The organism is Modestobacter sp. VKM Ac-2979 (assembly GCF_026967995.1).
In the GTDB taxonomy this organism is placed as follows: Bacteria; Actinomycetota; Actinomycetes; order Mycobacteriales; family Geodermatophilaceae; genus Modestobacter.
Genome location: NZ_JAPVBO010000003.1, coordinates 510,992 through 532,943, shown reverse-complemented (window position 1 = coordinate 532,943; position 21,952 = coordinate 510,992). Strand labels below are relative to the sequence as shown.

Here is a 21,952-nt window from a genome sequence, read left to right as displayed (position 1 = left end):
GATCTGTTTACGTTGTAAACAGCTTGGCGGCGAGTGTCATCGGGCAGTGATCAATCGACTTCCGTATGTGGGCGACCACGTGGCTCACCCGGTCGACGTGACACCCCAGTTGCCCGTCTCCGCCAGGCCGCGTCATCACCGTCGTTGCCCCGGCGTAGTCCAAGCCGGGCGCCGTGTACCCGGGGCTGCGCGTTGCGCTGCCCGAAGGGTGGCAGCGGGCCTCTCGGCGCTCCCTTCCGTTGCGGATGGCCGCGTGGCACCTGACAAGGTCACTCCATCCAGGCCGACTGTCGCGTTCGCCGTACCCGTCTCTTGTCGTCCCCTGGCGGCCCCGGCGCGGCGTTGGGCCGCGTCGAAGACTTCCGACATCGCGATGTCCGGTGCGATGTTGGTGCGGGCGACTACGTGCGTCAGGTGCGCCGGCCAGCTGGTGGCCGGAATTGCGGCGATGACTTCTGCTGCGTGACGGGTTGCGAGCACCTGACCTTCGACGGTGTCCAGCCGCTCGGCGTAGACGTCGATACGCGCGTCGATGAGCGTGCTGGCGAGGCTGTGCGAGTCCTTCAAGGCTTGACACAGAGCGTCGGCGCCGGCCGTCTCCAGCAACTCGGCCGGGTCTTTGCCGCTCGGGACGGCGAGGTGGCGGGGGTCGGCACCTCGTTCGGTGAGCTGCCAGAAGATGCGGTGGGCGGCGAGCTGCCCGGCGCGGTCGGCGTCGGTGGCGACGATGATCTGCGGTCGGCCGTCGCTGATCAGAGGGCGCAGTCGGTCGGCCTGCGCGTCGGTGAACGCGGTGCCCAGAGGAGCGATGCCGACGATCTTGCCCTCACCGGCAAGGGTGACGGCCAACGCGTCGAGGGGGCCTTCGGCCAGGACCGGCGTCGCGCCCCGGGCCAGGGCCGCCGCGCCCTCGGTGAGGCCGTACAGCTCATTGCCCTTGGTGAACAGGTCGGTCTCGGCGGTGTTGAGGTACTTGGGCACGGCGTGACTGCTGGCGCTGTCACGGGCAGGGTCGCGGCGGCCGATCCAGCCGTGGATCTCGTCGCCGTCCCGGATGGCGAAGACGATCCGGTCGCGGAAGCGGTCGATGACGCGGCCGGTCGAGGCGTGGCTCCCGAGGCCAGCGGCCACGATCTCGGCATCGCTGGCACCCAGGTCGCGGAGATGGTCGGTCAGACCGGTCCAGCCGGCGGGTGCGTAGCCGATGGTGAACCGCTCGTCGTCGATGAGGTCGGCGCCGAGCCGATCGGTCAGGTAGGCCGGTGCCCACGAGCTCTGGTACGCCGCGGTGAAGAAGGTCGCTGCCTGCTGATTGAGCTCGAGGAGCCGCTCCCGGGCGACCCCTGACGAGCCGACCTGGTGGAAGGACTCGGTGGCAGCGGGCTCCACCGGGGCGATGTCGAGCGGCTCGGGTGCGCGCTCGGTGTAATCGGGTTCGGTGAGGCCGACCATCCAGTCCGCACCGGATGCTTCGTCCGAGGCGGATGGCTGATCGAGGACGGTCAGCGCGCCGACACGAGGACCTGCGACGGGGATCGGGTCGGTGAGCAGGCCGACCCGCCACAGCAAGGCGGTGGCCAGTTCATGGGGGAGCAGCGCCTCGTCGTCTGGGTGTCCGGCGCGCAGCAAGTCGTACGCGGTGGACAGCAACTGCGCTGGCTGCCAGCCGCCGTCCCCGCCCCGACCGACGGCAGCAACCAGCGCAGGCCAGTGGGGATCGGCGACCACGCGATCGGCGGCCGCGCTACCGAGGAGCGCTGAGAGGTCAGACGTCCAGTCCGGGCGCAGCGTCCTGGCGGATGCGTCATCGGCGGCCATCACGGCGGGGGAGAGGTGGCGGGTCAGCCGCCACCAGAGCGCGGCCGCTGGCTGCTCGTCCGGGAGGGCACGGCTGGTCGTCATCCGGACGAGCGCTGCGACGTCGATGCCGGCGCGCTCGGCGGTGCTGAGGCGCTCGGCCAGGACGGGCCAGTAGGGATCGGTGGCGATCCGGGCGTCGATGGGGTCGACCAACGGCGTCCACCGCGCGGTGACAGTGCCGGGATCGCCCAGCACACGAGCGACGCGGGCGTCGAGCCCGCGCTGGGCTCGGGCATCAGCGGCTGCGGGGAGGGCCGGACCGGTGGGGCGGCGGTCGCCGTCGTCGATGCCGTGGGCGGCGCGCCAGACGGCGAGGTCGGCGACCAAGGCAGGGTCGTGGTCGAGGAGCGGGCGTGCCCAGAGCGGTGCGCTGGCCGGCGTCCAGCTGTCGGCGTGGGTGGCGACGTCTGAAGCGAGCGCAGTGACCTTGCGGGCGCGGTCGTCGAGGTAGGGCCCCCATGCGAGGTCGGCGCGCAGCGGCTCGGGGACGGTCGGGAGCCAGGGGAGAGGGCCGGTACCAGCCGAGTGGTGCCCGGTGGGATCGATGCGCCAGTCCAGAACGGCTGCGACATCACGTGCGTCGTCCAGCCCGCGTGGTGAGGCCAGCGCTTCCCGCAGCACGTCGGCGGGGTCGCGGCCGGCGACGGCGCAGAGGGCCAGGTGCGCACGGAGCACGGGGTAGGCGTCCTGCGTGGTCAGTCCGGGCACTGCTGCGTCGGCGGCCGTGTCGATGGCGGCGAGCCCGGCCGAGCCGAGTCGTTCCTCGGCGGCGACGTTGAGTGCGTGGTGGTAGCGGCCGGCACTGTCGTGCAACCGGGACGCTGGATCGTCCAGCTCCCGGACCGTGCTGGTGGCCGAGGTCGGGGCGTCATCCCGAGCCAGAACTCGGATGAGGACGTCGACGGCGGTAGGCGGCAACAGCGCGTCTCGGGTGATCAGGCTGTGCGGGTCGCCGTCACCGGTGATGGGGAGGAAGACGTGGTTGGCGTGGCGGCCACGGGTGAGGGCCACGTAGAGCAGCTGGCGGGACTCGGTGCCGGTGGTGATGGCGTAGCAGCTGTCGGCGGTGACGCCCTGGGCGCCGTGCACGGTGGTGGCGTAGCCGAGGGTGACGTGGTCGCGCACGTAGTCGGCCGGGAGGGTGACGTGCCGTCCGGTGCGGCGATGGACCACCTCGAGGGCGCCGGAGGCATGGACCTCAGCGACGGTCCACCGGTCGCCGTTCTTCACCCAGTCCGTGGCACCGATCGGGATGGTCCGCTCGTTGCGGCGGGTGATCACCGCATCGCCTGCCGAGGCGCGCGCTGAGTCGGCCAGTGCGACGTCGGGATCCGTAGGGCCGGTTGTCCGAGCCAGCCGCTCGTCGCGGGCCCGGTTGTTCAGCTCGGCGACCAGCTCACGGGTGGGCGCCAGCATGATGGCGTCGCGGCCGGCGGCCCGGTCGGTCGCCCAGGCGGCGTACGCGTCGTCGGTGACGGTGGCGAGGTCGCCGACGTGCACCCGTCCGTGGTCGACGTAGTACGCCAGCGCCGCCGGGTCCCCGTCGCGCAGGGCCAGCGAGGCGGCGCCCTCGGCGTGGTTCGGTGCGCCGGTGTCCGGGTCGGTGAAGCGGACCACCTGGGTCAGGCTCACCGCGCCATGGCTGGCGGCGAGGTCGCGCAGCAGCCCACCGGCGCCGATGGCGGCCAGCTGCCGGTCATCGCCGACCAGCCGCACGGATCCACCGGCTTCGACGACGAACTCGACCATCCGCGCCAGGTCGGGGGTGCTGGCCATGCCGGCTTCGTCGACGACAACGAGCGTGTCCGGGCCGATCGACGTCACCCAGGTTGGAACGTCGGCTCCACTGGTCACCGCGTGGACCAGCTTGGCGAGGGTGTCGGTGTCGGCGCCCAGCTGCTCGCGCAGGACCGCGCTCGCTGCAGCGGAGGGGGCCAGGCCCACGATCGTGCCGCCGTCCGACTGCCATGCTGCGGCGAGCGTGCGTAGCGCGGTCGTCTTGCCGGTGCCCGCCGGCGCTAAGGCGAGCTGCACTCGTGCTCCGGACGTCGCCAGTTCGTGAACCAGCTGCACCTGACCCGGGTTGAGCTCCACCCCGTTGGCGGACGACTCGAGCAGTGCCAGATCAACGGATGCAGCCGGGGTGACACGTCCGTCGCGTCGGCCGGCGGCCTCGAGCACGGTCCGTTCGGCGGTGAGAACCTCGCTCGCGGTGTAGCGCGCCGAGCCGGCCACGGTGAAGACGGACGTGCCATCGGAGCGGCGTAGCGCGGTAGGTTCCTTGATCGCTTCCTGCGCGCCCAGCCGGATCGACAGCCGGGGTGACAAGGCCGCGGCAACGATCGCGTCGACGGCACGGTCGACGTCGGGGAGCGTGATGCCGGCGGCGCGGGTCCGCCGCTCGGCTTCGGCGCGGACATGGCTCTCCTGCCAAGTCGCCCGGGCGCTCGCCACCACCGACAACAGAGCTGCGGCAGTCTCGTTGACCCACGCGTCAGTCGCTCGTTGCGCCCTGCGAGGAGAGTGCCCGCGGAGGACGCCGTCGAGGTAACGCCTCAGCCGATCGTCTTCACCGAGCACGGCCAGGGCTTCGGTCCGCCAGCTGGCTCGCTGCTGGGCATACGAGCGTGGCTCGTGCTTGGCCTGGCGTGTCTCCAGGTTGGCCTGCTGGGCCAGTGACACGGACTCCTTCATCGTCGGTGGCCGGCCGTGGTCCGCTTGGAACTGTGCGGACAGGACTGCCCGTCGGGCGTCGATGGCGGTGCGCCGCGATGACCAGAACCGGGGGAGTGGCCCGTCGACTCCGACGATCTCCCGTACCGGGCGCTTGCCGGCCTCGGTGCCGGGACGGTCGGCGAAGCGCACGCCGAGACGTTCGACCAAGAGCGCCTCTAGGCGCGTGTTGTAGCGCTCGGAGGCGACGACGACGTTCTTGTGGATCGGTCGGCCGTCCAGCGCCAGCCACCGGCCGTCGAGGGTCTGCACCTTGTTGCTGATCGCTACGTGCGTGTGCAGGTCGGGGTCGCCGGCGCGGGAGTCGCGGTGGGTGAACGACGCCGCGATCAATCCGCGTACGTCCACCTGGGCCACCCCTTGGTGGCCGGTGCGCGTGTACGCCGCAAGGTCTTCCAGCCAGGTGAGGGTGTCGGCGACGGCGTCGGCATGCGCCTGTTCGATGACCGCTGCGACTTCGCGGGGTGCGATGGCCCAAAGCGTTGAGACGCTCTTGACCGGGCTGAAGGTCAGGTCGTAGCCGGCGACCGCCGTGGTGGCCTGCCGGGAGATACGGGCCAGGTGGCCGGACAGCTCCCGAGCATCGAGCGGAGGACGGCCGTAGCTCTCGACGAACATCGTCCTGGCCAGGGCGGTGCGGATGCTGGCGCGCTCCTCAGCCGGCACCGGGGTGGCAGCCGCCAGCCCCCGGGCGGAGTTGTACTCGCGGAACTCGATGGCGCTGCGACGGCGGAACTCGTTCGCCTGCTCGAAGACCAGGTACGGCTTGCCCAGACGGCTGGCTCGATCGGCCTCCTGCGGAGCCATGCCCGCCAACTGAGCGGCCCGCTCGATCTGATCGGCGTTGGGGTGACGTCCCTGGCCGAACAGCGCCAGCATCTGCGCTTCGGTGACCGTGCTGCCGACCGGAAAGTCCGGCACGCCGGCAAGGCCGCGCCCCATCCAAATCCCGGGCGCCTCGCCCTTGTCGCTGTAGTACTGCCCGAGGCTCCCGAACCCCGGCTCGGTGGCGTCGTGTGCAGCCACCTGGCGGGTCAGATACGTGTATCCGTCCCCGGCCGTGAGCTTGTGCAGCGTCATCACGAACTGACGCTATGGACGCCTGTCCCGTATCAAGATCGCCCGCGGTGCAAGAGGTGTGTCGGCTGGCCTTGTCGTCATTGGTCAGGGTGGTGGCACGTGGGGGTATCGGCTTCTTGCGGAGCCAGCGAGTGCGCTGCTGCTTCGGCGGTCGTGGTTGGACGGACCGATAGGCCGTGAGGTGTCCCCTGCGCCGCGCTCGAAGGTCGTTGTTCGTGGGCGGGAACTAAGCGCGCTGGATCGTCCGCCAGCACCGGGCCGCACTGTCAGGGGTGCGTGCGCCAACCGGATCGTCGGCTACGCGATGGACGTCCGCATGCAGTCCCGGCCGACCGTGTCGGCCCTGGACTCCGCGGTCGCCCGGCACAGCACGGCCGTCCACGACGTCGCCGGATGCATCGTGCACTCCGAACGACCGAGGGTCGCAGTTCCGGTCGCTGCGCTACGTCCACGCCCTCAGTAGCCGCCAGCTGGACGGATCCATGGGCCGAGTCGGGGCCGGCGGAGACAACGCACCCAAGGAGTCCTTGTTTGCCTCCTGCAGAGGAACGTCCTCAACCGTCGCCGGTGGGCCACACGTGAAGAGCTGCGGATCGCCATCGCCACCTGGTCGAACGCGCCTACCAGCGCCGACGACATGCCGCCCTCGGCTACCGCACCCCTGTGAGTACGAGATGATCGAACTCGTGACGGCAGCTCAGACCGCCGGACCTTGACTGTCACTTATCCGTGCAGCAGTCCAAAACGACGTCTCGTTGCTGACTTGGATGCGTCGCGTCGAGGACGCGCATGTCGGCCACGCGGACGTCAGCAAGGTCGTCACCTGGACGCGACCGATGGGATAGTAATTGGAGATCGGACCGGTACGAGGGAGAAGCGTGGATCCAGCCGAAGGTGAACGGCGAGCCGCCATCGGCTTCGCCGGGCAGTACGGCCTGGCGGCGAGGATCGTTTACGACCGCCTCTCCACGCTCGAATGGATCCACCTGGCTGATCCAGACGCCGGGATCGCAGACGACTTCCAGTTCAAGGCAGGCGCCACCCGTCACGCGCTGCAGGTCAAGTGGGCTCAATATCCCGAGTCCTTCACCTGGAGCGCACTGACCAGCACGACCGCATCCCAGGATGCTTTGCTCGCCGGGCTGGCTCGAGCATGGGCCGCGATTCGAACGACTTGGGACGGTCCGCTGGTCGTCCACCTGTGTACCAACGGCCAGCCGTCGGTAAGTCCGCCGGCTGCGGGATCCGTTCTCGCGTCCGCGACAGCGAACGGACCGAAGCATCTGGCAGCGTTCTTGGCGCGATCCTTCCGGCCCGCGCAGCGTGCTGTGCGGGACAACCTCCTAAATATGGGCGCCCTGCGGTCGCTGGAGGTTTTCACCGAATGGGAGTCGGTTTGGACCGAGCTGAAGCGAGTCTCAAGCCTCGGCGACGATGACTTCCTCCGTTTCGTCGAGGACCTTGAGTTCGACTTCGGGGTCGGGACGCTCGACGAGGTGCCATCGACCGTCGATGGAGCGCTCGATCTGCAAACGAAAGACGACCTGCGCATCCTGGCCAGCGAGCTCCAAGCCTGCGTCGCCGACCCGGCTAGGCCCCGGCGTATCGACCGAGCTGAACTGCTCCATCGTCTTGGTTGGGAGACACGCCTTCGATATAGGAACCGACACGAGTTCCCTGTCCCAGGCACCTACACCCCGAACCAGGCCGCAACCAGAGCCCTGCACGACGCGCTCACCACACTCGATGGCGGATACCTGGCGCTCGTAGGCCCAGCCGGGTCGGGAAAATCGACGCTGCTCTCGGACATCGCGATCGAAGGGCGGGTGGTTCGCTATTACGCCTTCATTCCGGACTCGCCCAACCCTCTCGGTCACCGAGGAGAGGCGGAGTCGTTTCTTAACGATCTGGCCCTCGCCTTGGAGGAGGCCGGGATCTTTCGGAGCGGTCAACCGTCGGGCCTCCCCGGTCTGCGATACTGCATTTCACAACAGCTTGCGCGGGCACAAGAGGCATGGAGTGCGCGCGGCGAAAAGACCGTCATCATCATCGACGGCCTCGACCACATAACCCGAGAGCAGAACCCTAGCCGATCCATGCTCGAGGAACTGCCCGCTCCGGCTAGTCTCGGAGATGGTGTGTTTGTCGTGCTTGGCTCACAAACAACGACCATCGCCTCGGCTGACATTCGAGGCGTGCTGAGCAGACCGGGTCGCACTATCACGTTGCCGCCACTGGCGCACGACGAGGTGCGAAAACTCGCGGAACAGGCGGGTCTCATAGACTGGTTGCGGCCTGGCCAGATCGACACTCTCATCGAGGTCACCGAGGGACATCCACTCGCGGCCACCTACCTACTCGGCGAGCTCAGCAGTCTGTCGGCCACTCCTGGCGAGGAGCTGCGCCGCGTCAGCGCGGAGCGCATCTTGGCTGATGCGTCGAATTATGGTGGAGATGTCGAGCTGCGCTACCGCGGCTACTTCCAGGCGGTTAGAGCGGATGCTGAAGTCGTCGCTCTCCTCGCCAGTGTCGCGCGCCTGCGTACCTCGCTCAGTTTGCGGTGGTTGTCCTCATGGGCATCCGCCGAAGTTGTCAACCGATTCGTGTCGGACACCAAAACCTTCTTTCGAGTCGCCGACGACGAGTGGCAGTTCGTGCACAACAGCTTTCGCCGTTTCCTTGCGGACGAGACCGCCCGAATTGACGGTTCCGTCAGTGAGGGGCGGAACCGAGACCTCCACCTCGACCTGGCAGATCGATGCGCCGGCTCGGGTGACGCGTGGCCAACTTACCGCGACGAGGAGATCGCGCACCGTTACCTAGCTGGAGATGATCATCTAGTCCTCACCCTGGTCACGCCCGCGGCCATGCGCGCCAGGCTCCGCGCTCTTCAGGCCGCACCCGTGATCCAAGATCACACCAGTCTCGGGCTGCGAGCCGCTGCGAGATCCGGGGACAACACCGCTTTTGTGCGGCTCACGCTCTTCACCGCCGAGCTGGCTCAACGCGAACATGCTTTCAGCGCAGAACAGCTGGCGATAGCACTTGCAGACCTAACCCCAGCCGCAAGCGCAATCGACTATGTCGTCCGAGGCTCGCGGGTCCGTATCGCGGCGAACACCGCCGCGGCGATCGCCGCATCTTGGGCAGAACACGGCCACAGTGCAGCCGCTGCTGGGGTCCTCAACGCCCTAGGCGGTATCACCGCCCTCACCGAGGCACGCGTCAGTCGCAGTGGTGAGGCCGACGGCTTGACCGACTGGGCGATAGCCACCTTTCATGTCTCGGGCCTTGACGCCGTCCTCACGCACCTGGAGCGCCACCTCCCGCTGCCAAAGCCCAGACCTTCGTCGCTCCAAGAAGCCTCGGAAAACGTGGACCAGGCGCCTCGGGACTGGCGCCTTGAACGAGAGGATAAGGAACGGCGGCACCAACGACTCGAGGTGTTGGCAGCGTGCTTCGACGAACTCCTCGAGGTCCGCGATTTTGCCAACCTCGATGGCATCGGCGCAAGAATCGATGCGGAAGGTGACCTGGGCTGGCAGGCGCGGGGCCGTCTCATGCGGGCCCTCACCGCCGCGGCGGATGGAGACGCGGAGGAGGCGGTCGCCCAGATAAGGAAGATGCTCGAGCTAGGGAAATCGTCGCAGTCTCAGAATCAGGACGGTGGCACACGGGTGCCTCTCGGATTCCGGTTACGGGCCGCAGTGGCTTTGCTGTCTCTCGGTCTCAGCGACAGTGAGACCTTCCGCGCGCTGATCGGCGACGACGAACGACCGATCATCAAGGACGATCCGGGCCACGAGCCAGACGCCTCGTACCGGCAAGTTCTGGATCTGGAAACAGTCCGTCACTACCTCGCCCTAGTCCGTCCGGGAGACGCGCCCGGGCGACCCTCACATGCCGCGGCGGACGACTCCGAGACGGCAGGGCGGGCTGGGGCGACGGAGGCCGCTGGCAGACGCCCCCACGACGCCGCACGCAAGCGCTTTCTCGACGCTGTGGTTGCCGCAGCCCGCCTCCGTGCCGAGGCGATTGCGGCGCGAGAGGGTGTGGTTGATTCGCCAGCGGTAGCTGGCCGAGCGGCAGAGGTTATTCAAGTCATCGAGGTGCCCCGGCAGATCACGAACGACTGGCACGGCTGGTACCGCGTCCGAGAAGCCTTCCCGAGCCTGATGGCCCACGTCATTCACCTCGCCCACCGTGTAGGAGGATCCGCGGAGCTTTTGCGCCTGACCGGCGTACTCGACCGGGCATGGAGCGGACAGCGCGCGTCCTACTGGTCCGTCGAGTTGCGTCATGCGGCGCTCGAACAGTTCGCGACCCTCGATCAGTCCTCTCACGACTGGATTCAGCGGAAGCTCGAGGACATCGGATCGTTGATTACCGAGCGGTCCTACGATCCGCAGTCGCAGGTCGAGGCCTGGCTTAAGCACGCCGAGATCCGGTCGTCGTTGCGCCAACGCGCCCAGGCGCTCGACGCAGTCGCCACTGCGGTCGATGCGTCCCTGGGCCTAGGAATGACCGATGACGACGAGCAGCTCGCCCAGTGGTTCGGCTGGCTCACGACAGCGAAGCGCTGCAGCGCCATCTCGGAGCGCGAGTATCTCGCCGCCATCGATCGCTTCGCCACAAGACTGCCGGGAGCTGCGCGGATCGACGAACGCGCAGCGGCCACGGCCGCCGAGCGACTTGTTCGCGAGTGCTGGCAGGTCTCGCCTATGCACGCCTATCGCGTCGGCAGCGCGCTGACCGACATTGGCGTGCTCCCAGAGGTCGACCTCATCACGAGCGCCCTCCTGGGCGCTCTGGATACTAACGACAACCGTGCCAGCCAGCTTTCAATACTCGTCGCCACGGAGATGCTTCTGCCCGTCAGCGGCAGCGATCGTGAGAGCGTGATCGAACGGCTCCGAGCAACTGTTCGGGATGCAGACCGCGACACGATTGATCGGTCGATGCAGACTTGGGGACTCGTTGAAGCGACGGAGGAATCCGACAGGAAATCAGCGCCGGAGCAGATCGAGGAGTCGCGGGACGACTCCGCCGACCAGGAGAGCCCGGGGATGGCCAGCACGCCAGTGGCCGCGAATACGCCCCCCACGGCTGCAGCGCTCCTCGGGCTACTGCGGAGACTTCCTGACGGCTCCGAGTACTCGGATAGCTGGTGGAACACTGCCGCGATCACCGCCTACCGCGATCCCATCCCACTCAACGTCGCACGAGCGCTGGTCCAAGAGTTAGGCCGGCTGCGGGCAACCGAGGACGCATTGGGTCTGGCATGCGGTGCGCTGGCGGCGGCGGGAGAGCCGGAGGTGGCACGAGAGGCTCTTCAAGTTCGACTGGCCAGGCTCCCCAGCAGTGGATGGTTTAGGCACTACGACGGCGGCACCCGGCGCAAGTTGTTCGCTGGCGCGTTGCGCTCAGGTGCCCCGGCGATAGCCCGGCTGGCGCTGTCGGATCTCGCCGAGACCCTCGCGGGCGACAGGTTTGCGTGGACGCGGTTAGCAGACGACGTCCGACAGGTCCTCGAACTCGTGGCAGGGCCCCAGGCCGTCGGCGCAGCCTGGTCAAATGTCGACACCTACCTGGAGATCGTCGCCCCCGTCGACTCCTCCTTTCGGGAAGCCAGCATTGGACCCCGGACGGGCGCCGTCACCGACAGCAGCGCAGCGGCGCTCGCGGCGATGGTGGGCGACTTCCTGGGGCACCCCGCCAAGGCCCCCGAGGAAGGCGCACGTCGGACTTTTATTCGGCTGCTGACAAGCGGAGCGCCCGAAGCTGCGTCCCGGACGGCCGTCCTTGCCGCCCTTGAGGACGCCGTTGAGCGTGGAGGGTGGCCGGCCGAGTCCGCCCTGACAGTGCTGTTGCTGTCGGCACCGGACGACGCGCCGGCCACACTGGTCGCCGCGGTGCAGAGGGCAACAGCCGCAGAAGATCAAATCCTGAGAGATCTCGCTCGCCGGATATGCAGTCAGTGGGGTCAGTCACCGGTGGTACCAGCGAAGCGTGACCTGTCACCGTTGTATGGCATGCAGCTTCCACCACTACCGATTCATCAGCCTCCGGAGGTTGACGCTGATGGCGTGTCCTTCATTGACCTCGACGACCCCCAGCAGGTCGTCGCGCCTTTCAACAACCTCCTGGAGGCGTTGGCCGAGATGGCGGAGCTACCTGAGTCGGCCGTCATGTATCGCGCCTCACAGCTCGCGCTGACGGAAACTGGCGATCCCTGGACCGATCGTGGAAATCGCGCGATGGCCGATCGGTTGAAGCGTCGAGGGCAGCAGCACACCTATCGACCTTGGGCTTACCTAGTCGGCAGACGCGCGGCCGGTCGGGTGCTCGCCGACCTAACGGATGCAGGCCTCGTGGATGGTGCCTATCCGGCGTTCGCGTTTGACTTGTTGGCTCCTGATCTCCTTCGGCTTGAAGCCGGCCCGCTTCCTGATTCGATTCCTAGGCCGTGGCGTCCCGCCACGGTCTCGTCATATGACACTCGGGGGTGGTGTGGGGAAGCGCAGGAGGCGTTGGAGCACTATCGCGTCAGCCTGGCATCCGAGCCCGACTTCGTGCTCGCAGAGGTTTCGGACTGGGGCAGTCTGGAGTGGGGGCTGCCGCGAGAAGAGCGGAGGCTGGATCCCGTCCAATTCCGCGGGTTAAATTCCGCCGGGCTGCCGGTTCGAGCGCCTGCTATCGAACAGGGAGGAACTGCCTACTGGTATCCCAACCGGGCGCATTTTGCATGGCGTCGCAGCGAACTCCTCGTCCGGGGGTTCGAGATGCTGACCAACGCCCCATTCCTAAGGTGGATCGCCTTTCACCCGAGTGCAGCAGAGGCCCTGGACTGGGAGCCGCTCGAAGGGCAGCGGTTTGGGTGGCGAGGCTCGGACGGTGGCTGGAGAGCTCGCACGGATTACTCGGTGCGTGGGCTGCTCAGTCACAATCCTCCCGCCCACAGTTATGTCGCCGAAGTGTGGCGTGTGGTCCTCAGCCAGCGAGGCCGTGAGGAAGTGGAAGACAGGTTCGGCTCTCTTGTCCGCCGTCTCACCGTGACTCGTATCCAGCCTGCAAGCCGACGCGAGGGCACGCCAGAGCAGCGTATGACCGTTCGGCGGAACGTCGAAGGCTGAACGGGCATCTTCTGGGCCGGCTACCTCCAGAAGGGCGGGTGCTGGTCGCCCGATGGGGGCTCGGCCAGGGATCGAACTTCTTCGGCCGTCGCAGGGAACGTGCTCGCACCCCGACGGACGTAGAACTCGACCGGGCGGTCGTTGAATTGCAACCCGTAGGGGCGTGAGCGGCTCGGCTCCACCCGCAGTGCGACGACGAGCTTGTGGTCGACCTCGGCCGATTGGATCGAAAAGTTGGCGTCCCGGGGCACTACGTTTCCGCGGATCAGCCGCCCCAGGTGGTCGCGCAGCGCTTTTAGGTCCGCGCCCTTGAGCCCGACGACGGTTGTTTCATCCGGGTCCATGCCGAAGACGATGTTCCCCCCGCCGCCGTTGGCGAAGGCGGCGACAGTCTTCAGCACTTTGCGCCTGCTGTCGGGATCGCGCTCCGGCAGCTGTCGCTTGTACTCCATGTACGGCCCCTCACCCACCACGAGCAGGGCGCGAATCTCTGCCTCTTCGTCGCTGTTGAGCTGCACGTCGACACCCTCGTCCTTGCCAGTACTCCGAGCCGTGCCGAGCGCTCGATAGTCCAGCCATCGCCGGTCGCGGGACAGGTACAACCAGGCGTCGTCGGGCAGTCCGGTCACCAGGGGAATCTGAACCCTGCCGTCAGCGCCGACTGTCCGGCTTGTGGCATCGGTGGAGCCGTTGACCTCAAGACGCGCGCCCTGCCGCGCTGGTCCGGCGACGTAGACATCCATGTGGGTCGGCGTAACCGTGACGCGCGACAGCCAGGCGTTCTCTTGCAAGACGCGCACCCGGGCCAGCCCGGTCGGCATAGAGCTGGGGCTGCGCACAAGCGACACGACACCGTTGAAGAATGCCTCCGCCGCCTGCTCGAATGATGGAAACGATGGGCAGTCGTCTCCGACCAAATGGCCGGAGCCCGGCGTGATCGTGCCCGTCGACTCGCTTGATTGCGCGGTGATCTCGTACACCGCATGCGGCCAGTCGAGGCGCGGCGTGCTGTGGCGCGATAGGCTCGGCTCCCGGCGGACCGTAGCGTGCGCGAAGACCTGCGGCACCGTCGCAATGACGGCACCTAGGCAGCATTCGCCAGCCCGGTCCGTGTGGAACCACGACCGCAGAGCGTCAGCCTGCAGCTGCTCGGCGATGAACACGACGCCGTCGTACCGCCAGATCACCGGATTTGCCCTGGGAAGCTGTCTGCCGGCGACGGCGTCGAGGCGGTGAAGCGTCCACCCGGCGTCGGCCCTGATGAGGCAGGCGCGGACGACGGCGGAGAGGTCCGCGATCTGATCCATCAGCTCGGTGAGGGCGAACTGGCCGCTATCACGGTCGGGCATGCCTACCCCCCCTGGCTTACGTCCCAGGGAGCGTGCTCCCCGGGCGCGGGGAGCACACGGCCGACAGGCCGACCCCGAGGACGCGAGCTGCGGTCAATGGACGTGTGCATACGGCTGATCCTCCGTGTCGCTTAGAGATGCGTGTGGAGCGCATAGCCATATCGAAAGCCAGACGTTGCCGACAGTCGGTGTGGTGGTCTAATCATGCGGGGAATCTCTTGCAGGGGTGTGGTGCTCGATGGCGCCCGTCACCTGCGGGAGGAGGGTCTGTGCTAGTGCTTGGAAAGATGCGTCGGGCTCTTTTCGCCGCCCAACGACCGGCTTCAAGCACGGGTCAAGGGGCGCCGCCACTGTAGATCGTCGAGACGGCGGCTGGGCTGATCAATCGGCCTGGCTGCGTAGCGAGCCCTGCTGGGCAAGGCAGGTCGGGAGTCTGGACATCGGACTCCCAGCAGCGCGCTGACCTACGCCAAGGTCCCGGCGCCGGCACCATCGGCGCGGGTCAGAATCCGCTCCCGAAGCCGCGCGGCAGCGGGCTGAACTGGCTGCAGAGGGGCCGCCACCGCGTGACGCGAGCCCTGGAACGCGCGCGCCGACCGCATCGCAACCTAGTGGCCCCCGCGTAGCTGGACGTAGCCGCCACGCGACCTGTCGCCGTCCGCGCGAGCCTGCCGCGCTCGGACGGGTCCGTTGGGCCGAGGACGAGCCACGTGGCCGCGCCCGGCGAGGCTGGGGCTGCCGCGCCGCTCGACTAGCCCAGTGGCCGTGGAACCGTTGCTGGCGCTGAACGATCTTGCGCGGATTACGACGTCCATCCGACTGGCACGCAAGGTGCGCGGGACCGTGGTGCGGGGCGCAGGCTTACGACGGATCGGTGATTAATCGTGCCGCCTGGGCATCGTTTACTCATCGAAAACGCACTAAGACGGGCTCATGCACCCAACGTGGGCCAACGCTAAATCTGCTGTTCAGAGGCCTTCTTCGTCAGATGCCAACTTTGTTCAACTAAGTCAAGATCAAATCGCAGGTTCGCATGGCGCGGGTCGCGGAGAACCGCGTCCCTCGTCGGCCGTAGCCGCTCGGGCTATCTCGAACGTAGGGGTGCGCGGTGGCGCGAGACGGTGCGTTTGGTTGTGGCGAGCTGGGCGGCGATATCCCGGATAGATCGGCCGTGCTCGGTGAGGCGGTGGACGACCTGGTCTTGCTCAGCAGCGGTCAGATCGGCGTAGTGGACACCGTCGCCGGCCATGGCGCGTTCGACGGCGATCTCGTCGACGTCGTCCGTCGGCAGCTGGGCGGGAGCCATTCGCGGCGGAGCGTCGGTGTCGATGTCGTCCCACGCCATCGGTGGCAGCCATCTCCGCGCAGTGGCGTGGGACCGGGAGGCGTCTACAGCGGCGCACTGCTTGCTGGTGTCTCGCGGTGGCGCGGTGTTCGACAGCCGCTCGTACAGCGCGGCGACGTCCCGGGCGGTGCGGGCGGTGACCGACGGGCTGGTCATGCTGCGCCGCAGACTGCTCGTGCGGCGATCGAGCTCGGCTGCCAACAGTTCGGGGGACCAGCCGATGGCTGCGAGAGCCTGCAGTCGACGACGAGTTCCGGTTGCGTCCACTCGGCTGTGCGGGGCCCGGTGGTCGTCGGCGATGTCGATGCTCAAGATCCGAGCGGCGGTGCTGGCGCGGATCCGTTGGGTGGCGGGGGAGTGGCCGTGGTCGTAAGCAGCCAGCGTGCGGATGTGGCTGACGGACATGCCGGCGAGCCCGGCGATGCGCTCGACTCCTACCCCGGCGGCTCGTAGCGCGACGAGGTGGTCGTGGACCGGGCCGGCGTCGGTGAGCGCCTGTCGCCGCCCGTAGGCGCGTTCCCGGTTGGCGGCGCGCGAGGCCGCCGTATTCGCAGCGGTGCACGCCGTGCAGCGGCATCGGTCCTTGACGTAGGCGGCCCGGGTGCCGTGGATGTGCCGGTGCTCTGCATGGCTGCACTCTCGTGTCGTGCGCGTGCGGGCACGGTCCGCGCGCCGGGCGGCTCGTTCCAGAGCCAACCGGTGCTTGGCGCAGGAGTGCCGGGGATGGTGCGCATCGGCCAGCGGCGCGCTGGCGTAGTCGGTGGTGTAGCCGCATTTCGAGCAGGTCCTAGTGGTCCTCATCGCCCGCGCGGATGCCGGGGTGACGTCCCTGGGTGGCTGTTCACTGGGATCTGGCCGGTAAGGCTGGCTCGGAGCAGTACATCGTCGATCCAGTCGGTGCGGATCGTGCCGGCGTCCCCGATGTGCTCGTCGAACGCCATCGCAGTGAGCTGGGAGGCGATGGCCGACCACGCGGGGTCGGACAGCGACCGTTCCAGATGGGCTTCGACGGTGGGGCGATCGACGTAGGCGATGCTCGCTCCGAGCAGGTCAGCCACGTCGGTCAGCAGCCGGTAGGCGTCACCGTTGTAGACGCTGACCAGGGCCACGCACAGCCGATGTCGATCGGCCGCCGCGTCGAGCTCTTCGGGGTCGGCCACGAGGGACTGCGACGGATCGCTCGACCTCCTGGTCGAGACGTCGTCCGGAATCGCCTCGTGGGCGTGGCTCGGCATCGGCGCTCCTCCCGACAGTTGGTGCTCGCGTCGGGATCAGGCGCCGGGGGACGATGCGTAGTGACACCTCGACCGGGGCGGCCTCGGACGCCGTGGGATTCGGCGCCGCCTGCGCGCAGCCGACGGTTGGCGGCCCGTCTGCGAGCCGGGTGCTGGACGACTGTCCGGCCCGGTCGTCTCTCAGGCGACCAGGTGGTTGCCTGCGCCTGCAGGAGCTGGGGCACCACGCCACCGGTGCGACGCGGCCGATGCTTGTCAAGGGATGGTTGGCCGCGCTGCGGCGCGGTGCGGCCGCTGGCCGGCTTCACGAGCGGTCTGTCGGGGCGTCAGTCCGGGCGAGTCATCGAGGCGGTGTGCGTCCGCGGTATCGGCGTTGCCCTGGTGCAGTCAGCGCGCCAGGGGGAGTGGCTGGCTGGGGGAACAGTGGCCGCCGTCGTGCTCTGCGCGGATATCTGGCCGCTGGCCGACGCGTGGACCTGCCGGCGTGCCGAGTCCACTGCTGACCGGCTCGCTGCAGACCACGGCTGCGCACGTGAGCTGGCCGCAGCGCACCGCGCTGCGGCCCATCGGGCACGACCGTTGGTTGGTACCAGAGGCTACTCGTGACCCGCCAACCCGGAGGAACGGATCAGCACGGCCTGGCTGCGCCGACGGTTCACAGGTGCGTGGCAGCGACCTCGGGGGTGCTCGATCGGGCTCGGGCGGCGGTCATTGCCCCCGGCTCGTTCGGCACCGATCTTGACCACCGCTTGAGTCCGTCCCCGGTCGTTCGCGTTGGTCGGACGGAGCCACAGACCTGCAGCACGGACTGCAATGGACTGCGACGCCCCCGACGATCAAGGAGCACCGGTTCGCTTCCTGTCACCTCGACCGAACAGGGGCAGCCCACAGATGGGTCGTCCGATGCTGTGACAGCGACTCGTACAGCAACACAGGTCACCAGCAACAGTTGGCGATCTTGCACGGCTCCCGAACTCGACTGGCTGACCCGCGGCGCAGACTGTCGCCCCGGGGGCGCTGCCCCGACCCGGAACGTCCTGTCTTCGCCGATCGGTTGTCGACGCCAGGGTCTTCGGGAGACCGGACGCGCACTCCGTATGGCCTCCTCTCCAGCCTTGTAGAGGCGTGCGCGTCGGTGGTCGGGCCCACCTCGGGGGATCAGGCACTCGTCAGTCGGTCGCCCGAGTGTCAGCCCTTCACCGCGCACAGCACCCGGTCGTCGAAGTGCTGCCACACGGTGTCGACCTCGGTGAACCCGGCGTCGCGGAGGGCGGCGGCGTGCAGGGTGAGGCCGGTCCCGCGGTCGTCGCGGGGCAGCCCGGCGAACCGGCGTTCTCGTTCGTCCCAGGGCAGCTCGGGCGCGGCGGCGCGCAGCGCGGCGTGCCAGGCAGCGTAGTCGTCCGTGCCGTCCGCGCCGAAGGCGGTGGCCTCCCGGTCGTCCTGCAGCGACCGGGTCACCTTGGCGAGCACCGGCTGGTCGGCGGCGTAGCGCATGTGATCGCCGTTGAGCAGGACGCCGCCGGGACTGAGCAGGTCGAAGGCTGCGCGGTAGACCTCGGTGAGCGCCCCGGCGGTCAGCCAGTGCAGCGCGGTGGTGCTGACCACCGCAGCAATCCCGTCCGGGGCTGCCGCGGTGACCTGCTCGACCCACCCGCGGCTCGCCAGGTCGGCCTCCACGTGCAGTACGCGGCCCGGGTCGACGGCGGTGCGGCGGGCGAGCTCGATGAGCACCGGGTCGAGGTCGACCGCCACCACCTGGACCGAAGGAAGTGCCCGCAGCACCCGGTCGGTGGTGGAGCCGGGGCCGCACCCCAGGTCGAGCACGGTCCGCCCGGCCCCGTCGCCGAGCAGTGCCCGCAGCAGGTCCGTCATGGCGCTGTACCGGCCCTCCCGGTCGGCCATGTAGCCCTGCTGCTGCCGGTCCCACCTGCTCAACCACTCGCGGTCGGTCTCCGCTGCGGTGTCCGTCAACATCTGGTCACTCCTGTTCGAATCGGTCGGCGATGCGCTCCAGCCCGTCGAGGACGAGGGGCGTGGGTGGCTCGGTGAAGTTGAACAACTGGACCATCACGTTCCCGGTCTGCACGGCGCGCAGGTCCTCGGCTCCCGGGATGTCCAGCAGTGCCTGCTCGATCTCGGCGTCGGTGCCGTCGGTGTGCAGCAGGATGATGACGTCGGGGTCGCGGCCGAGCAGCTCTTCCATCGAGGTCTCGAACACCCGCTTGTCGGTGTCGGCGAAGACGTTCTCGAAGCCGAGGGTCGTCAGCTGCGGTGTCGCCATGCTCTGGCCGCCGTAGGCGCCGACGGTCCCCTGCCCGCGATACGGCCACAGCACCGCCGCGGTGCGCCCCTGCTCGTCGGGCAGGTCGGCTTCGACCTGGTCGACGCGTTCCTCCAGGTCGGTGACCGCTTGCTCGGCCGCCCGCTGTTTGCCGAAGACTGCACCGTAGAGGCGCATCTGGTCGTAGATCGTGTCGTAACCGGGGTCCTGTATCCCCTCGGGGCAGAAGCTGGGTTCGATCAGTACGGGGATGCCGGCGGCGTCCAGCGCCTCGCGTGTCACTCCCTCCGGCAGGCCGAGCACGAGGTCGGGCTCCTGGTCGAGGATCGACTCGAGCGAGATGTCCAGGTGTCCCTCGGCGTTGAGGCGGTCGGTGAGCGAGGGCACCTCCTCGACCGCGGCCAGGGTCTCCGGCGAGTAGTAGTCGGGCGGGAACTTGCCGGCTCGCGAGCTGAGCCGGTCGAGCACGTCCAGGGACGCGAGGTACTGAAGCGGCGCGCTGTTGACGATCATCACCCGGGAGGGGGCGCGGTCGAAGGTGACGTCGGTCCCGCAGTTCTGGACGGTCACCGGGTAGGTCGAAGCATCCTGCCCCGACCGCGCCGTTGCGTCGCTGTCCCCGGAGCCGCAGGCGGCGGTGACGGTCAGGGCCAGCAGGCCGGCGGCGAGCCGGAGGGGCGTGCGTGTCATGACGGAGCTACTCCTCGTGGTGGGTGCTGAGATCGGTCGTCCGTGTCGGGTTGCTCGCCGGTACCGGTCAGCGCATCGCCGGGTCCGGGGTGGGCGCCTCGCGGCGGGGGTCATGGGCGTCGAAGGGATGGAAGAGGAACTGCAGCCCGCGCGAGGTGTCCAGTCGCTCGACGCCCACGCCGTAGACCGATTCGAGGAGCTCCGGGGTCAGCACCTCGCCGCAGGGTCCGTGCGCGACGACGGCGCCGCGGTTGAGCACCAGGACGTCGTCGCAGTACCGGGCCGCGAGATTGAGGTCGTGCAGCACGATGACGGTGGTGACCCCGAGGCCGCGCACAGTGCGCAGCAGCTCGTGCTGGTACCGGATGTCGAGGTGGTTGGTCGGCTCGTCGAGCACCAGGTGCGTCGGCTGCTGGGCGAGCGCGCGGGCGATCAGGACCCGCTGTTTCTCACCGCCGGACAACCCGGCGAACGCCCGGTCGGCGAGTTGCCGTGCCCCCACGCGGCGCAGGGTGGAGGCTGCGATCCGGTGGTCCTCAGCGCGGTTGCCGGAGAAGGTGGACCGGTGTGGCGCCCGGCCGAGCAGGACCATGTCGGCCACCGTGATCGGCAGGTCCCCGGCCGACTCCTGCAGCACCACCGCGATCTGCTGCGCGGTGGCGCGGCGGGTCATCGCCGCCAGCGGGTGGCCGTCGAGGAGCACCTTCCCACGCCCAGGCGGGACGATCCCGCTGAGCATCCGCACGACCGTGGTCTTGCCGCTGCCGTTGGGCCCGAGGAGACCGAGCACCCGCCCGGTCCGGGCAAGGACGTCGACGTCCCGCACGACCGTGGTCGCCCCGTAGGCGAAGGTGAGGGCATGTCCTTCGATCACGGTGGTCACTCGCTCCCGGCGTGCATGCGGCGTACGAGGACGAGCAGGAAGGGAGCGCCGACGAGGGAGGTGATGATGCCGATCGGGAGTTCCTGCGGGCTGAGCAGGGTCCGGGCCGCGAGGTCCGCCCAGAGCAGGAAGACCGCCCCGATGAGCGCGGCGACCGGGACGGCCCGACGGTGCGTCGCGCCGACCATGCGCCGGGCCAGGTGCGGGATCACGAGGCCGACAAAGCCGATGCTCCCCGAGGCCGACACCAGTACCCCGATGGCCAGGGACACCAGGACGAGCAGCAACAGGCGGAACCGCGCGGGCGCGACCCCGAGCGTGTGCGCGGTGTCATCGCCGATGGCGAGCGCATCGAGTTGCCGGCCCCACAGGGTCAGGCCCGCCACGACCAGCACCACGACCAGCAGGGCGATGAGCAGCGGAAGCGACCAGCGGGCCAGCGCGAGGGTGCCCAGCAACCAGAAGAGCACCGAGCGGGACCCCTCGGCCGAATCGGAGGCGAAGATCAGGAAGCTGGTCAGCGCGTACAGGGCGTAGCCCACCGCAACGCCCGACATGAGCAGTCGCGTCGAGGTGATGCGCCCGGCACTGCGGGCGACCACGAAGACCAGCAGCGAAGCGGCCAGCGCGCCGAGGAACGCTGCGCCCTGCAGCGCGTACTCCCCCCAGCCCGCTCCGAAGCCGAACAGGATCGCCGCCGCGGCGCCGGTCGATGCCCCGGAGTTGACGCCCAGCAGGTAGGGCTCGGCGAGCAAGTTGCGCACCATCGCCTGCAGGGCCATGCCCGTCACGGCCAGCCCGGCGCCGACGGCTACGCCGAGCAGGACTCGGGGCGCCCGGACCCGCCACACGATCGAGTCCTCTGCGGCGCGCCAGGCAGTCGCGCCGTCCGCCCCGGTGAGGTGGTGGCCGAGGATGCGGAGGACGGTGCCCGGCGGTACGGACACGGCTCCGAGCCCGACGGCCAGCAGCACCGTGGCGGCGAGCGCCGCGGCGAGGCCGGCCAGGAGCAGCGTGAAGCGGTGCCGCCGGGTGGCGGCGCCCAGGTCGTCGAACTCGGTCGACCCCGCGTCCGCCGCCGGGGACGGCGCGGTGGACGTCGAACTCACCGGCCTCCTCCGAGCTTGTTGCAAGTCATCGGCAACAAGCAAGCATCCGTGCCGCCGCTGTGTCAAATGAGCACTTCTCCCGGTGCGTCCGGTCCGAGACGGCGGCGAGTGGGTTGGTGACTGTGTGCGCGTCTGCGCAGGTGCCCGCTTGGCAGACCAGGCGTGCGGTTCCTGGCGTGCGTTCCGCCGTGGTGTTCGGGAATCCGGTGCGATGCCGGCGCGGCCCTCGCCACTGTGAAGCGGTAGTTGGCACG

The 21,952-nt window shown here is 68.8% G+C and carries 9 protein-coding genes and 1 pseudogene; 2 read left to right on the top strand and 8 right to left on the bottom strand.

Annotated features, from left to right (window positions below; all coding sequences use genetic code 11):
- Positions 1-135: 135 nt before the first annotated feature.
- Positions 136-5,673, bottom strand: coding sequence for a MobF family relaxase (gene mobF / locus O2W15_RS11295; RefSeq protein WP_269179495.1), 5,538 nt, complete (start codon positions 5,671-5,673; stop codon positions 136-138).
- Between the two features lie 280 nt (positions 5,674-5,953).
- Here mobF and O2W15_RS11290 point away from each other — a divergent pair.
- Positions 5,954-6,351: pseudogene (locus O2W15_RS11290) on the top strand (integrase core domain-containing protein); the annotation flags it as partial.
- Positions 6,352-6,551: 200 nt separating this feature from the next.
- Positions 6,552-12,806, top strand: coding sequence for a hypothetical protein (locus O2W15_RS11285; protein WP_269179494.1), 6,255 nt, complete (start codon positions 6,552-6,554; stop codon positions 12,804-12,806).
- 20 nt (positions 12,807-12,826) lie between these two features.
- Here O2W15_RS11285 and O2W15_RS11280 read toward each other — a convergent pair whose 3' ends face one another.
- The 7 genes from O2W15_RS11280 to O2W15_RS11250 all read right to left on the bottom strand — a co-directional run bounded on the left by O2W15_RS11280 (position 12,827) and on the right by O2W15_RS11250 (position 21,698).
- On the bottom strand, positions 12,827-14,155 hold the full coding sequence (locus O2W15_RS11280; RefSeq protein ID WP_269179493.1) for an AlbA family DNA-binding domain-containing protein: 1,329 nt from the start codon (positions 14,153-14,155) through the stop codon (positions 12,827-12,829).
- 1,084 nt (positions 14,156-15,239) lie between these two features.
- On the bottom strand, positions 15,240-16,301 hold the full coding sequence (locus tag O2W15_RS11275) for a helix-turn-helix domain containing protein (protein ID WP_269179492.1): 1,062 nt from the start codon (positions 16,299-16,301) through the stop codon (positions 15,240-15,242).
- On the bottom strand, positions 16,298-16,735 hold the full coding sequence (locus tag O2W15_RS11270) for a hypothetical protein (protein ID WP_269179491.1): 438 nt from the start codon (positions 16,733-16,735) through the stop codon (positions 16,298-16,300). Before O2W15_RS11270 ends, O2W15_RS11275 begins: the two co-directional genes overlap by 4 nt.
- Before the next feature lie 1,188 nt (positions 16,736-17,923).
- Entirely contained in the window at positions 17,924-18,709 is a 786-nt protein-coding gene (locus O2W15_RS11265; RefSeq protein ID WP_269179490.1) for a class I SAM-dependent methyltransferase, read from the bottom strand.
- Positions 18,710-18,713: 4 nt separating this feature from the next.
- Positions 18,714-19,706: an ABC transporter substrate-binding protein gene (locus O2W15_RS11260; RefSeq protein ID WP_269179489.1), complete on the bottom strand. Its 993-nt coding sequence runs from the start codon at positions 19,704-19,706 to the stop codon at positions 18,714-18,716.
- 67 nt (positions 19,707-19,773) lie between these two features.
- Positions 19,774-20,589: an ABC transporter ATP-binding protein gene (locus O2W15_RS11255; RefSeq protein ID WP_269179488.1), complete on the bottom strand. Its 816-nt coding sequence runs from the start codon at positions 20,587-20,589 to the stop codon at positions 19,774-19,776.
- Positions 20,586-21,698 (bottom strand): FecCD family ABC transporter permease, encoded by a 1,113-nt coding sequence (locus tag O2W15_RS11250; protein WP_269179487.1) that lies wholly within the window; start codon positions 21,696-21,698, stop codon positions 20,586-20,588. Before O2W15_RS11250 ends, O2W15_RS11255 begins: the two co-directional genes overlap by 4 nt.
- Positions 21,699-21,952 lie beyond the last annotated feature (254 nt).

Bases quoted from the DNA above. Each gene is read 5' to 3' on its own strand.
- O2W15_RS11280 (WP_269179493.1), bottom strand. From the start codon at position 14,155: ATGCCCGACCGTGATAGCGGCCAGTTCGCCCTCACCGAGCTGATGGAT.
- mobF (WP_269179495.1), bottom strand. From the start codon at position 5,673: ATGACGCTGCACAAGCTCACGGCCGGGGACGGATACACGTATCTGACC.
- O2W15_RS11260 (WP_269179489.1), bottom strand. From the start codon at position 19,706: ATGACACGCACGCCCCTCCGGCTCGCCGCCGGCCTGCTGGCCCTGACC.
- O2W15_RS11265 (WP_269179490.1), bottom strand. From the start codon at position 18,709: ATGTTGACGGACACCGCAGCGGAGACCGACCGCGAGTGGTTGAGCAGG.
- O2W15_RS11275 (WP_269179492.1), bottom strand. From the start codon at position 16,301: ATGAGGACCACTAGGACCTGCTCGAAATGCGGCTACACCACCGACTAC.
- O2W15_RS11270 (WP_269179491.1), bottom strand. From the start codon at position 16,735: ATGCCGAGCCACGCCCACGAGGCGATTCCGGACGACGTCTCGACCAGG.